Origin of the sequence: Streptomyces sp. CC0208, assembly GCF_003443735.1 — a bacterium.
In the GTDB taxonomy this organism is placed as follows: Bacteria; Actinomycetota; Actinomycetes; order Streptomycetales; family Streptomycetaceae; genus Streptomyces; species Streptomyces sviceus.
This window is the reverse complement of record NZ_CP031969.1, coordinates 1742978-1756033: the sequence shown is the minus strand read 5'-3', so window position 1 is coordinate 1756033 and position 13056 is coordinate 1742978. Positions and strand designations below refer to the sequence as shown.

10 protein-coding genes are annotated in these 13056 nt (G+C 70.4%); 2 read left to right on the top strand and 8 right to left on the bottom strand.

Annotation, left to right across the window (positions count from 1 at the left end; genetic code table 11):
* Window positions 1–82: 82 nt before the first annotated feature.
* From meaB to D1369_RS07995, 4 genes are all read right to left on the bottom strand, one after another.
* The gene (gene meaB / locus D1369_RS08010) at window positions 83–1069 is read right to left on the bottom strand and encodes a methylmalonyl Co-A mutase-associated GTPase MeaB (protein WP_007385659.1); all 987 of its coding nucleotides are present in this window, start codon (window positions 1067–1069) and stop codon (window positions 83–85) included.
* Window positions 1066–3240, bottom strand: coding sequence for a methylmalonyl-CoA mutase (gene scpA, locus D1369_RS08005; RefSeq protein WP_037901854.1), 2175 nt, complete (start codon window positions 3238–3240; stop codon window positions 1066–1068). The genes meaB and scpA overlap by 4 nt, the downstream gene beginning before the upstream one ends.
* The gene (locus D1369_RS08000) at window positions 3240–5048 is read right to left on the bottom strand and encodes a methylmalonyl-CoA mutase subunit beta (RefSeq protein ID WP_007385661.1); all 1809 of its coding nucleotides are present in this window, start codon (window positions 5046–5048) and stop codon (window positions 3240–3242) included. The genes scpA and D1369_RS08000 overlap by 1 nt, the downstream gene beginning before the upstream one ends.
* A 150-nt stretch (window positions 5049–5198) precedes the next feature.
* Window positions 5199–6077 (bottom strand): helix-turn-helix transcriptional regulator, encoded by an 879-nt coding sequence (locus D1369_RS07995; protein WP_007385662.1) that lies wholly within the window; start codon window positions 6075–6077, stop codon window positions 5199–5201.
* Between the two features lie 102 nt (window positions 6078–6179).
* Between D1369_RS07995 and D1369_RS07990 the strand changes: the two genes are divergently transcribed.
* The gene (locus D1369_RS07990) at window positions 6180–6875 is read left to right on the top strand and encodes an SDR family NAD(P)-dependent oxidoreductase (protein ID WP_007385663.1); all 696 of its coding nucleotides are present in this window, start codon (window positions 6180–6182) and stop codon (window positions 6873–6875) included.
* Window positions 6876–7059: 184 nt separating this feature from the next.
* Here D1369_RS07990 and D1369_RS07985 read toward each other — a convergent pair whose 3' ends face one another.
* Genes D1369_RS07985 through D1369_RS07975 form a run of 3 tightly spaced genes read right to left on the bottom strand, consistent with a single transcriptional unit; the run spans window position 7060 to window position 9525 of the window.
* Window positions 7060–8154, bottom strand: coding sequence for an ABC transporter permease subunit (locus D1369_RS07985; RefSeq protein ID WP_050789783.1), 1095 nt, complete (start codon window positions 8152–8154; stop codon window positions 7060–7062).
* Entirely contained in the window at window positions 8151–9083 is a 933-nt protein-coding gene (locus tag D1369_RS07980; RefSeq protein ID WP_037903813.1) for an ABC transporter ATP-binding protein, read from the bottom strand. The genes D1369_RS07985 and D1369_RS07980 overlap by 4 nt, the downstream gene beginning before the upstream one ends.
* Before the next feature lie 4 nt (window positions 9084–9087).
* Entirely contained in the window at window positions 9088–9525 is a 438-nt protein-coding gene (locus D1369_RS07975; protein ID WP_082319491.1) for a GntR family transcriptional regulator, read from the bottom strand.
* A gap of 636 nt (window positions 9526–10161) precedes the next feature.
* Here D1369_RS07975 and D1369_RS07970 point away from each other — a divergent pair.
* Window positions 10162–10398, top strand: a complete 237-nt coding sequence (locus D1369_RS07970; RefSeq protein ID WP_037901856.1) for a hypothetical protein — start codon at window positions 10162–10164, stop codon at window positions 10396–10398.
* 250 nt (window positions 10399–10648) lie between these two features.
* On the opposite strand, the gene D1369_RS07965 is transcribed toward D1369_RS07970, so the two are convergent.
* Complete coding sequence (locus tag D1369_RS07965) at window positions 10649–12838, bottom strand: carbohydrate-binding protein (RefSeq protein WP_037901859.1); 2190 nt, start codon at window positions 12836–12838, stop codon at window positions 10649–10651.
* Window positions 12839–13056 lie beyond the last annotated feature (218 nt).

The following is a 13056-nucleotide window of genomic DNA, read 5'->3' as shown; positions in this document are numbered from 1 at the left end:
GACCTGGTCGGCCAAGTGGCTGGCCGCGCACTGAAGTTCAGAGCCCGGCGCCACGAGTGACCGCCATTCAGGTGCCGGGCGGTCAGTTCCTCGTGATGCCGCCGAACGCCCCGAGGATGCGCTCGGCGGCGAGTGTGGCCGTCAACCGGCCGTCGCGGACCTGCTGTTCGAGGTCCGGGGCGAGGGACTGGACGGCTGGGTCGGCGTGCAGACGGCCGAGCAGTTCGTCCCGGACCATCGCCCAGGCCCAACCGACCTGCTGGTCCCGGCGCTTGGCAGTGAGCCGACCGGTCGAGTCGAGGAGGCTCCGGTGCTGTTCCAGGCGTTCCCACACCACGTCCAGGCCGGTCGCCTCGCGGGCGCTGCAACTGAGCACCGGGGGAGTCCAGAAGGCGTCCTTGCCGTGCATGAGCCGCAGGGCGCCCGCCAGTTCACGTGCGGCAGCGCGGGCGTCGCGCTCGTGCGGGCCGTCCGCCTTGTTGACCGCGATCACGTCGGCCAGCTCCAGAACACCCTTCTTGATGCCCTGGAGTTGGTCGCCGGTGCGGGCCAGACTCAGCAGCAGGAAGGAGTCGACCATGTCGGCCACCGCGGTCTCCGACTGCCCGACGCCGACGGTCTCGACCAGGATCACGTCGTAGCCGGCGGCCTCCATCACGACCATCGACTCCCGGGTCGCCTTCGCCACCCCACCGAGCGTGCCCGCGCTGGGGGAGGGCCGGACGAAGGCGGCCGGGTCGACGGCCAGGCGCTCCATCCGGGTCTTGTCGCCCAGGATCGAGCCGCCCGTACGGCTGGAGGACGGGTCCACGGCGAGCACGGCCACCCGGTGTCCCAGCGAGGTGAGCATGGTGCCGAACGCGTCGATGAACGTCGACTTCCCCACGCCCGGCACCCCGCTGACCCCGATCCGCCGGGCCCGGCCGCTGTGCGGAAGCAGCTCGGTGAGCAACTCCTGGGCCAGTGACCGGTGTCGGGGGTGGGTGGACTCGACGAGGGTGATGGCGCGGGCGACGATCGCCCGCTTCCCGTCGAGCACGCCCTTCACATACGCGTCGAGCTCGATCACTGCCCGTGCCCGAGGTCGGCCGACAGACGCTCCACCAGGTCGTACGCCGCGTCCGGGATCACCGTCCCCGGCGGGAACACGGCCGCCGCGCCCATCTCCAGGAGGGTCGGCACGTCCTGCGGCGGGATGACCCCGCCCACCACGATCATGATGTCCTCCCGGCCCTCCTCGGCCAGCGCCTCGCGCAGCGCCGGTACGAGGGTGAGGTGACCGGCCGCCAGCGACGAGACGCCGACGATGTGCACGTCCGCCTCGACGGCCTGGCGGGCCACCTCGCCCGGGGTCTGGAACAGCGGGCCGACGTCGACGTCGAAACCGAGGTCGGCGAAGGCGGTGGCGATCACCTTCTGGCCGCGGTCGTGGCCGTCCTGGCCCATCTTGGCGACCAGGATGCGCGGCCTGCGGCCCTCGGCCTCCTCGAAGGCGTCCACCAGCGCGCGGGTGCGGTCCACGTTCTCCGACTCCCCTGCTTCGTTGCGGTACACGCCGGAGATCGTACGGATCTGGCTCGCGTGGCGGCCGTAGACCTTCTCCAGGGCGTCGGAGATCTCGCCGACGGTGGCCTTGGCGCGGGCCGCGCGCACGGCCAGCTCCAGCAGGTTGCCCTCGCCGTCGGCGGCCCGGGTCAGCGCGTCGAGGGCGTCCCGACAGGCGGTCTCGTCCCGCTCCGCGCGCAGCCGCCGCAGCTTCTCGATCTGCTGGGTGCGCACGGAGGAGTTGTCGACCTTGAGGACCTCGATCGCCTCGTCGGTCTCGACGCGGTACTTGTTGACGCCGATGACGGGCTGGCGGCCGGAGTCGATGCGGGCCTGGGTGCGGGCCGCGGCCTCCTCGATGCGCAGCTTGGGGATGCCGGCGTCGATCGCCTTGGCCATGCCGCCCGCCGCCTCCACCTCCTGGATGTGCTGCCAGGCACGGCGGGCGAGGTCGTACGTCAGTTTCTCGACATACGCGCTGCCGCCCCACGGGTCGATGACCCGGGTGGTGCCGGACTCCTGCTGGATCAGCAGCTGGGTGTTGCGGGCGATGCGCGCCGAGAAGTCGGTGGGCAACGCCAGTGCCTCGTCGAGGGCGTTGGTGTGCAGCGACTGCGTGTGGCCCTGGGTCGCCGCCATCGCCTCGACGCACGTGCGCGTGACGTTGTTGAACACGTCCTGCGCGGTCAGCGACCAGCCGGAGGTCTGCGAATGGGTGCGCAGGGAGAGGGACTTGGGGTTCTGCGGGTCGAACTGCTTCACCAGCTTCGCCCACAGCAGCCGCGCCGCCCGCAGCTTGGCGATCTCCATGAAGAAGTTCATGCCGATCGCCCAGAAGAAGGACAGCCGGGGCGCGAACGCGTCGACGTCCAGGCCGACTTCGCGTCCCGCACGGATGTACTCGACCCCGTCCGCGAGGGTGTACGCCAGCTCCAGGTCGGCCGTCGCGCCGGCCTCCTGAATGTGGTAGCCGGAGATGGAGATCGAGTTGTACCGGGGCATCCGCTGCGAGGTGAACGCGAAGATGTCGGAGATGATCCGCATCGACGGCTTCGGCGGATAGATGTAGGTGTTGCGGACCATGAACTCCTTGAGGATGTCGTTCTGGATGGTCCCGGCCAACTTCTCGGGCGGTACGCCCTGTTCCTCCGCCGCCACGATGTACAGCGCCAGCACCGGCAGCACGGCGCCGTTCATCGTCATCGACACGGACATCTTGTCCAGCGGAATGCCGTCGAACAGCTGCCGCATGTCGTAGATCGAGTCGATGGCCACGCCCGCCATGCCGACGTCACCGGTCACGCGCGGGTGGTCGCTGTCGTAGCCGCGGTGCGTGGGCAGGTCGAAGGCGACCGACAGGCCCTTCTGGCCGGCCGCGAGGTTGCGGCGGTAGAAGGCGTTGGACTCCTCGGCGGTGGAGAAGCCCGCGTACTGGCGGATCGTCCACGGCTGGTTGACGTACATCGTCGGGTACGGGCCGCGCAGGTACGGGGCCACGCCCGGGTACGTCTCCAGGAAGTCCAGGCCCTCCAGGTCGGCGCCCGTGTACAGCGGCTTGACCTCGATGCCCTCCGGCGTCTCCCAGACGGGCTCGGCGCCCTCGGTGGCGTTCTTGACGGCCGTACGCCACTCGTCGGCGCCGCCGTCGGTGGTCGGGGTCCCCAGCTCGATGCCGGTGAAGTCGGGGATTCCCATCAGGACACTCCCATGCGGTCGAGGGTGGCGGTGAGCACGGCGACAGCGTCGCAGCCCGCGAAGACATAGGAGTCCACGCCGGAGTACTGTCCGGGCCGCCCGGCGAGGAACACGTGCTGCGCGCCTGCCGACTTGAGGGTTTCCGCGACCTCGTCGGCCCGCTCCTCGTACAGGGCGTCGCTGGAGCACAGGCAGACCTCGGTGGCGCCGCTCTCCTCGAAGGTGCCCTCGGTGACCGGCTCGATGCCACCGGCCTGGAAGAGGTTGGCGGCGAAGGTCAGGCGCGCGGTGTGGGCGGCGGCGGGACCGAGCGCGGCCAGGAAGACACGCGGCCGGGACCCGGTCGCCGCGAGGTGGGCGTCGGAGCGGGCGCGCAGGTCCTCGTACGCCTCGTCGCGCCGCACGCGGGGCAGACCGCCGGTGCGAGGCTCGGGCGCCGCGGCACGCTGTACGGGCTTCTCGTCGAGGTGCGGGAACTCGCTGACGCCGGTGACGGGTTCGCGCCGGGTGGCGAGCTTCTTCGAGCGCTGCGCCCACGTCGTGGCGAGGTCGGTGCGGAGCCGGCCGGAGCGCAGGACGGCCGCCTGGCCGCCGTCGCGTTCGATCGTCCGGAAGAACCGCCAGGCGGCCTCGGCGAGTTCGTCGGTCAACTGCTCCACGTACCAGGAGCCGCCCGCGGGGTCGATGACCCGGGACAGGTGCGACTCCTCGACCAGGATCGTCGAGGTGTTGCGGGCGACACGGCGCGCGAACGCGTCCGGCAGGCCGAGCGCGTGGTCGAAGGGCAGCACGGTGACGGCCTCCGCCCCGCCGACCCCGGCGGCGAGGGTGGCGATCGTCGCCCGCAGCATGTTCACCCACGGGTCGCGGCGGGTCATCATCACCGGCGACACCACGGCGTGCTGCGCCTGCGCACCCGCACCGGGTGCCCCGCACACCTCGGCGACCCGCGCCCACAGCCGGCGCGCGGCCCGCAGCTTGGCGATCGTCAGGAACTGGTCGGCTGTCGCCGCGTACCTGAACTCCAGCTGCCCACAGGCCTGTTCGACGCTCAGCCCGGCCTCGGTCAGCCCCCGCAGATAGGCGACACCGGTGGCGATCGAGGCGCCCAGCTCCTGCGCGGCCGAACCGCCGGCCTCGTGGTACGGCAGCGCGTCCACGGTCAGCGCCCGCAGCCCCGGGTACTCCTCGACGCACTTGCGCGCGAGCGGGACGACGGGCGCGAAGTCCGACACCTCGCCGGTACGGGCCTCGTGGCCGAGCGGATCGGCGCCGAGGTTGCCGCGCACGGCCTCGCCGTCGATGCCGCGCTCCTCGTAGATCCGCAGCAACTCCTGTGCGGCGGCCGGGAATTGACCTCCCGCGTCCAGGACGACCGGCGCGAGGTCCAGGTAGACCCCGTCGAGGACCTGGCCGAGCGAGGCGACCGGGATGCCGCCCTCGCCGGCGACCAGCCACAGCGAGGTGACACCGTTCTCCAGGTCGGTGAGCACCGCACCGTTGTCGGCGACCGCGTGCCGCTGCCGTACGTCCCAGCCGCCGGCGGTGTTCCCCTCGGCACGGGCGCCGCGCACGAAGGGCGCGAAACCGGGGAAGCCGGGGTCGGGTGCGGCGTCGTGCGCGGTGTACAGGGGGCGGGTGCGCAGCCCGTCCTCGAGCGCGGTGGACAGGGCGTCCTCCGCTGCCGCGCCGGAGACTTCCTTGCCCGACTTGCGCAGGACACCGGCCACCAGGCTGTGCCACTGATCAAGGTTCGCGTCAGGGAACTCGGCGGCCAGCGAGAGCCCGTCGTCAGGCAGGACCGTCATGCTCGGATGCTAGGCCAGATCGACGAACGAGCAGCAGAGGGCACGGCTGTGACCTTGCCCGCAACGACACTGTGACCCCGGTCTCCCACGACCCGCGCGGTGCCGTGGTCAGGGTCCGCCTGGCGGCGGAGCCGTTGCGGACCTCGTCCGTCACGGCGTGGAGAACAGGCCGGGTCCCTGCGGCGAGGCGCCGTCCGCGCCCGCGCCGCTCGTGACCCGGAGGAACTCCAGCTTCTCCGCGTCGGCGGAACCCGCGGCCACCGTGTAGACGACGAGGCGGATGTCGCAGCCCGGGACGGTCAGTACGTCGCAGTCGCAGGTCACCTCGCCGACCTGGGGGTGTACGACGGTCTTGCGGGCAGAGACGTGCGGACCGACCGCGCCCTCGTCCCACAGCCGGGCGAACTCCGCGCTGGCGGACCGCAGTTCCTCGACCAGGTCGATCAGGCCACGGTCGCGTGGATAGGTGACGAGAGCCGTGCGCAGATCGGCGACGAGGGCGGTGGACAGGGTGTCGCCGTCCTGCAGCACGGGCCAGGATGCGAGCCCCGAGGGTCCCGTGGCGAACACCGCCCGCACCAGGTTCCGCTCGACGGGTGTCCGGGCGCCGGGGTCGCCCAGGAGCGCCGCCCAGGAGGGGGTCCAGGACAGCAGGGTCCAGTCGGCGCTGAACACGCCCACGGGGTACTCCCCGAGACGAGCCAGCATGCGTTGGACCCCCGCCGGGACATGCGTGGAGATCATCCCCTCCTGGGGAGGGAGGAGGCCGGCCAGCCGGTAGGCGTAGTCGCGCTCCATGGGCTGCAGTTGCAGTGCCCTGGCCAGGCTCGCGACAACCTGTGCCGAAGGGCTCGTCGCACGTCCCTGCTCCAGCCGCACCACGTAGTCGACCGACAGCCCCGCGAGGTCGGCGAGCTCCTCGCGGCGCAACCCCGCCGCACGTCGTCCGGGCCGCGAGGGCCGCCCGACGTCGGCGGGAGAAAGCCGGTCGCGCCAGCGGCGCAGTGCCGTGCCAAGGGTCTCGTCCACTCGGCCATTGTGGCCGCGGTACGGCCGTTGTGCCTGGTACTGGCAGTCCTACCGTCGCGGGGGGCACTGGTTGTCCCCTCGTCACGGCCCGAGAGTGAACGCATGACCACAACCTTCATCACCGGAGCCAACAAGTCCCTCGGGTACGAGACCGCCCGCCGCCTGATCGCGGCCGGCCACACCGTCCTCGTCGGCGCTCGCGACAACGAGCGCGGCCAGGCCGCCGCCGACGCACTCGGCGCCCGTTTCGTCCGGATCGACGTGACCGACGACGCGTCGGTCGCCGCGGCCGCCGCCGACATCACGGCTCGCGAAGGCGGCATCGACGTCCTGATCAACAACGCGGGTGTCCTCGGGCCGCACCTCCCCGCCGAGCAGCTCACGGCCGCTGACGCGACGACGGTGTTCGACGTCAATGTCGTGGGGATCGTCCGGGTGACGCACGCGTTCCTGCCCCTGCTGCGCAAGTCCGCGCATCCGGTCATCGTGAACGTGTCCAGCGGCATGGGGTCGTTCGAGCTGACCCACGACGCCGCACGCGCCGAGGGCCGGGCTCTCGCACCGCTCTACACGGCGTCGAAGGCCGCCGTGACCATGCTGACCACGCAGTACGCGAAGTCCTGGCCGGACGTGAAGGTGAACGCGGCCGACCCCGGCTACACCGCGACCGACTTCAACGGGCACAGTGGGCCGCAGACCGTGACGGAGGGGACCGACGCGATCGTCGCACTCGCCACCATCGGGCCCGACGGACCGACGGGAACCTTCCGCGACCGTCACGGCGACGTGGCCTGGTGATCGAGCCTGGACCGGTGCTCAGCGGCGCGGCGCAGGGGGCGTGGACTCGGCCCCCTGCGGCCGCCGCACCGATGAGGGGCGCTGGCCAAGCCACCTCGAGAGACCCTGGACGCTGATGGAGGACACTCCGCCGCTGACGCCAGGACAGCTCGACGTTCTGCCCTGCGGGGGCGCGAACGGCTCCTCAGACGAGCCGCTTACGTCCCCAGATGAAGAGGAAGGCCACGATCCCGGCGGTCAGGGCGAACAGAATCGATGCTCCGAACCACTGCATACCGCTCATCTGCGACATCGGGATGTAATCCACCGACGCACCCACGATGTCTGCCTTCTTCATGCACAGCTGAGCCGCCTGCTCCGTCTGCGCATCCGCACACGTGGTCAAGTCGATCAGTTTGCCGCCGCCGGTGACATACGAGGCGTCGAGCTCGTGCGCGGTGCGGGGCATGTCTGGAAATATCACCAGGTCACCGGGGCTGACGGGCTTGCTGGTGGCTGTGACGATGTCGCCGAGCGACAGCTTGAAGTAGCCCCAGACGGCCTGGAGGGCGACGGTGAAGCCGAGGGTCACGACCATGGCCGCCAGCGTGCGGCGCAGGATCACACCAATGAGCACCCCGCCGAACACGGAGAGGAGGGAGAGGGCGACGGGCACCGGGCCCGTGGTGTTGAAGAACTCCCGGGAGGTCCAGTCGAAGTCCAGGTAGGGGGCCTTGATGGGGTTCCACCACCAGGCGAACACCGCCGACAGTGTCACCGTGCTGACCACGACCACCAGCCCGGCCAGGGCCAGCTTCGTGGCGAGCCAGCGGTTGCGGCTCACGGACTGGGCGGCGATCAGCTTGGCCGTGCCGTTCTCCAGGTCGCTCGCGAGCAGTGGGGCGCCGAGGAGGACACCGAGTATGACGGGTATCGCCGTGAGGCCGGTGGTGACGGAAGTGAACGCGGCGGCGTACGGCTGGAACTCCGTCTCCGCGTCGTTGATGTTCTTGGCGGGAAAGCCGTAGGCGTCGAGGAAGTCCATCATCTGACCGCGCTGGTAGATCATCCAGGCCGTGCAGAGCACGGTCGCGGCGAGGATGGTCCAGAACGCGGCCCGGTGCTGGCGCCAGACCAGCCAGGTCATACCGCTGAGGCGGGGGCGCCGGGCGGCGGGCGGGGTGCTCGTGTTCCCGGCCCCGTTCTTGGTTGCGTGCTTCGTCGCGTTCATTGTGCCGTTCATGGTCCGGTTCGTTGTTCCGTTCCTGCCGCCGGTCGAGGGGTTGGTGAAGGTGCTCATGCCGCCACCGTCCCGGTGCCGAACGGCTGGCCCTGGACCTGGGCGGTGGGGGTGATCAGCGGGGGTGCGTCGGGTGAGCGGAGGTAGGCGAGCAGGAGTTCCTCCATGCTCGGGGCGGCCACCTCCCAGGGGCCGGTGACCGGGCCCTCCGGGCGGATGAGCGCGGTGAACTGCCGTCCGCTGGTCCGGGCCTCGACGAGGGTGTGGTATCCGAGGGCGGCGGGCAGGCCCTCGCCCTCCTTGATCCCGGTGACCACGGTGTGCATGGTCATCAGCTCGTCCACGTCACCGGCGACGCGCACTCCGCCGCCGGAGACGACGACGAGGAAGTCGCACACGTTGTCCAGTTCGGCGAGGACGTGGGTGGACATCACCACGGTGGTGCCACGCTCGCCGGCCTCGGCGAGGAGAGTGCCCATGAGCTCGTGGCGCACGACCGGGTCGAGGTCCGCCATCGGCTCGTCGAGCAGCAGCAGGTCGGGGCGCTTGCCGAAAGCCAGGGCGACGGCGACGCGGGTGCGCTGGCCGCCGGAGAGCGTGCCGACCTTCGCGTCGAAGGGCACGTTGCCCGCGCGGACGATGTCCTCGGCGGCGCGCTGGTCCCAGCCGGGGTTCAGCTCCCGCCCCAGCCGCAGGGTCTCCGCCACGGTGAAGCGACGGAACAGCGGCTTCTCCTGCGCGAGGAAGGCCGTACGCCGACCGGACTCAACCGCGCCCGGTGCCTCGCCGAACAGACTGAGCGAGCCCTGCGTCGGCTTCAGGACATGGGCCGCGATGTTCAACAGCGTGGTCTTGCCCGCCCCGTTGGGGCCGACCAGCCCGCAGATCCTGCCCGCCGGAAGCCGGAAGGTGCACTCCCGCAGCGCCCAGCCCCGCCGGTAGCGCATCCCCAGCCCGTGCGCCTCAAGCGCCGGCTGCCCCGCGTACATGACGTCACTCACCTGTGCTCCTGGTTGTCGTGGCCCCCGCGACCGCCGTGATGGCGGGGGCGTACTGCTGCTCCAGCGCCGACGCGACCAGCGCGGCCACGTCCTCCTGCTCCAGACCGGCCCCGGCCGCCTTCGCCATCCACGCCACCAGCTCCCCGTACAGCGGCGAGTCGGTGCCCGTCTCGGGGCGGCCCAGCGTGCGACGTACGAAGGTGCCCAGACCCGGTCGCGGTTCGACCAGGCCCTCGCGCTCCAGCTCGCGGTACGCCTTGAGGGTGGTGTTCGGATTGACCGCGCTCGTCTCGGCGACGTCCTTGGCGGTGGGCAGCCGGTCACCCGGCACCAGTACGCCAAGGCGCAGGGCCTGCTTGGTCTGCTGCACGATCTGCTGGAAGGCGGGGACCCCGCTCCGCCTGTCGATGCGGTACTCCACGGCCCTCACTCCCTTCCATCATCATTCCACTACTCGATTAGTGGAATGATGATGGAAGGGAGTGGTGGCAGTTGTCAACGGGGTCCGGGAGAGGCAAGAGGCGAGATCTGGTCGTGTCCGAAGTGACCAGAGGGGCCCATCGGCCGACATTTCGGTGGTCAGTCAGGTGCGGACCCTGCATCGGCAGCCGTGATCGAGGGCGGGTTGGAAGTGCGCGGCGGCGATTTGTCACGGCGGGTGCTGACGGTGGTCAGGGCGTGCGCGAGCTGCAGTGACGTGTCATCGCGTGCTGCCGAGCTCACCCTTCACGACCGTCGCCGGGCGAAGCGCCTGGCAGCGCAGGGCTCGGGTCCCTATTGACAACTCCCGTCACTCCCTTCCATCATCATTCCACTAATCGAGTAGTGGAATAGTGGTTAAGGGGAGGGGTGGCCGTCGACCTGACCGTCGGCATCGTGGCCTTCCTCTTCGTCTGGGGACGTGAGCGGCAGGGGGGACTCCCTCTCCGCGGCCCTCACCGGCACTCCGGTGACGACGCCGTCGGACAGGGCCGCGAACGCGCTGTTCACCACTGCCACAGCACCTTCAGCAGGCTCCCACCTGCCGCACGATGCCCATCTGTGCCAAACAGTCTCAGGAGGAAATATGCGCACCCGTATAGCCATCACAGCCGTCCTGCTCGCCCTCGCCGCTACGACAACCGCCTGCAGCAGCAGCAGCGGCGAGAAACCCGACCTCGCCGCCTGTAAGGCCGCTTTGGAGAAGCAGGTCAAGGACCTCAAGGGCACACAAAGCAAGCGCCCCGACGCCTGCGACGACGTCGACGCCAAGACCATGGACCAGTACACCCAGGAGATCTTCGACAACCAGACGACCAAGTAAGTCGAGGACCTGGAGACCTCGACGCCGGGCCCGCGGCTGCCCACCAGGCGAGGCGTGAGAGCAGGGCGGCCCGTCAGTTCGGGGTTGAGCGTCGACTGAGCCGACGGTCAGCCAGGCAGTGAGAACGCCGAGAGCCCCGGTCCAGACGGAATCTGGACCGGGGCTCTGGCGAGCCCGCTCCCGACAACGCGCGAACGGTGCCGAGAACGGTCCACCGACTCCGTCGGCGGACCGTCACGAAACTTCGAGGTCAGGACGGGTCGCCGTACTGGAGGCCGCGTCCGTTGGTGCCGACGTAGACGCGGCCGTAGGTGTCGGGGTCGCCGGTGATGACGCCGACGCTGCCGATGGCGCCCCACTGGTGGGCGTTGTCGTTGACGCGGAGCCAGGTGGCGCCCTTGTCGGTGGAGCGGAAGACTCCGGTGACGTTCTTGACGGTGCCGATCAGGTACAGGGCCTGGTAGTTGGCGCCCGGCTTGGCCTTGCCGAAGCCGAGGGCGGAGGCGGACTGCACGGACCTGAGCGTGGTGAAGGTACGGCCGCCGTCGGTGGAGTGCAGCAGCCCCTTATCGCCGCCGGCGATCCACAGGTCACCGGCGATGCCGGGGACGGCGTTGAGCTTGCCGGCGGGCAGGTTGCCGGAGCGGGCGGTGAAGGTCGCGCCGCCGTCGGTGCTGGCGTAGAGCGTGCCGCCGGACAGTGAGTAGAAGGTCCTCGCTGAGGAGCGGTCGGCGACGACCACGGCGTCGGTGCCCAGGCCGTTGACCCTGGACCAGCTCGCTCCCTTGTCCGTCGAGCGGTACGGGGCCTGACCTGCCTGGGTCCAGACGATGGCGGAGCCGTCCGCCGCGAGCGCGACACGCCCGTCCTGGGCACTGGCCACCGGCTCTGCCTTGAAGCCGTGCCAGCTGCGGCCGCCGTCGGTGGAGTACGCGCCGTCCTGCGCGCCGCCGCGGCCGACGCGGACCATCATCGCGGGCTTGGCCTGGGCGAAGTCGATGTCGGTGCTGTTGGTCATCAGCGGGTTCTTCAGGCGCCCGGAGGGCACCTTGGTGAGGGAGTCGTGGCGGAAGCCGCCCTGGTCGCCCATGGAGGTGATGACGGTGGCGCCGCCGGGCGGGGCGATCGCGTCCATCAGCGCGGTCTCCTCCAGCCCTCGGGCCCCGCTGCTCCAGTGGCTGGTGCCGCCGCTGTCGGAGGCATTGGCGTCCTTGCTGCGCAGGATGCCGTTGCCGGTGCCGTACAGCACATGCCCGGAGTTGAAGGGATCGATGGCCAGGGCGGTCATCCAGTGCCCGGTGTGCGTGCCGACGTAAGGAGCGGCGGAGGCGCTGCGCACCGACTTGTCGGCCAGGGCCTTCCAGGTCGTGCCGCCGTTGGTGGTCCGGTAGACCTCGTCCTCGGGCCACCAGCGGTCAAGGGTGGTGACCATCACCGTGGAAGGCTTGCGTGGGTCGACGGCCAGACCGGAGAAGCCGTAACTGCCCTGGGACGGGGAGATGTTCTTCCACGCCCCGCCGGCCGGTGTGTACTTCCACACCGAACCCGCCGTCACGCCGTTGGGCCCCAGCTTGTCGGTGTACGTCAGGTACAGCGAGCCGTCACCGGAGAGCACCCCGTGCTGCGGCAGCTGGCCGGTCGGCTGCCCGGAGACGGCTTGCCAGGTGCTGCCGCCGTCGGTGGAGCGGTACAGGGAGGTGGACTTGTCGTTGACGCCGACGTAGATCGTCTTGCTGCCGGCCGGTCCGTACGTCACGAAGGAGATGCCCGCACCGCTGCTCGCCCCGTCCTTGACGGGGAACGAGGAGACCTGACGCCACGTCACGCCGTGGTCGGTGCTGCGCCACAGGCCGTTCTTACGGGTGCCCAGCAGGAGGGTGCCGTTGTCCGCGGGGTCGACCACCAGCCGCTCGCCCGCCCCGCGGCCTTCCTCGTTGCCGCCCACCTTGAACGGCAGATCGGTGCGCTTGAAGGTGCGGCCCTTGTCGGTGGAGCGAAGGATCGCGCCGTTGCCCGCCCAGTCGTTGGTGTAGGTGCCCGCCGAGAGGTAGAGCCGCTTGGGGTCGACGGGGTCGGTGGCCACCGAGTCGATGCCCAGCAGGTTCCAGTCCTTCTCGCCGATCCAGTCGGTCAACGGGATCCACTGCTCGGCCGCGGCGTCCCAGCGGTAGGCACCACCCATGTCGGTGCGCGCGTACAGCAGGCCCTTCTCCCGCGGGTTGAACACCAGCCCGGTGACATAACCGCCACCCACCACCTGGGCGTTCTTCCACACATACGGCCGAGCCGCGACCGTGGTCTGCGCACTGCTGGCCTGCGAGTCGTCCTGCGTGAACACGAGGTACGGCACGACGGCGGCGGGCACACCGAGCAGTACAGCGGTGGCGGTCCAGCGGCGGCGATGACGCCCGCGGCGCCCGCCGTTCGTGGGGTTGTTCATGGGGGTGAGGTGCTCCTTGCATGCTGTCACTGGAGGAAAGCCCGGCCACCGGAACTGGCCGGCTCCGCTTCCTTGTTGTCACAGACCCCTCACCCGGTTGCCGTGAGCCGGGAACTTCTTCAGGTCACTCCGTGGTGGGGTGCGCGTCGACCAGCGTTCACGATGGCGTTCCAGCGGTTCCGGGCATGAGGTACGGCTACCGCGACGCACCGCCGCCC

What these genes read in the sequence shown, in the direction of transcription:
- D1369_RS07970 (WP_037901856.1), top strand. Translation starts at nt 10,162, where the DNA reads ATGCGCACCCGTATAGCCATCACAGCCGTCCTGCTCGCCCTCGCCGCT.
- D1369_RS07980 (WP_037903813.1), bottom strand. Translation starts at nt 9,083, where the DNA reads ATGTACGCGGGGCAGCCGGCGCTTGAGGCGCACGGGCTGGGGATGCGC.
- D1369_RS07990 (WP_007385663.1), top strand. Translation starts at nt 6,180, where the DNA reads ATGACCACAACCTTCATCACCGGAGCCAACAAGTCCCTCGGGTACGAG.
- D1369_RS07985 (WP_050789783.1), bottom strand. Translation starts at nt 8,154, where the DNA reads ATGAGCACCTTCACCAACCCCTCGACCGGCGGCAGGAACGGAACAACG.
- scpA (WP_037901854.1), bottom strand. Translation starts at nt 3,240, where the DNA reads ATGGGAATCCCCGACTTCACCGGCATCGAGCTGGGGACCCCGACCACC.
- D1369_RS07965 (WP_037901859.1), bottom strand. Translation starts at nt 12,838, where the DNA reads ATGAACAACCCCACGAACGGCGGGCGCCGCGGGCGTCATCGCCGCCGC.
- D1369_RS08000 (WP_007385661.1), bottom strand. Translation starts at nt 5,048, where the DNA reads ATGACGGTCCTGCCTGACGACGGGCTCTCGCTGGCCGCCGAGTTCCCT.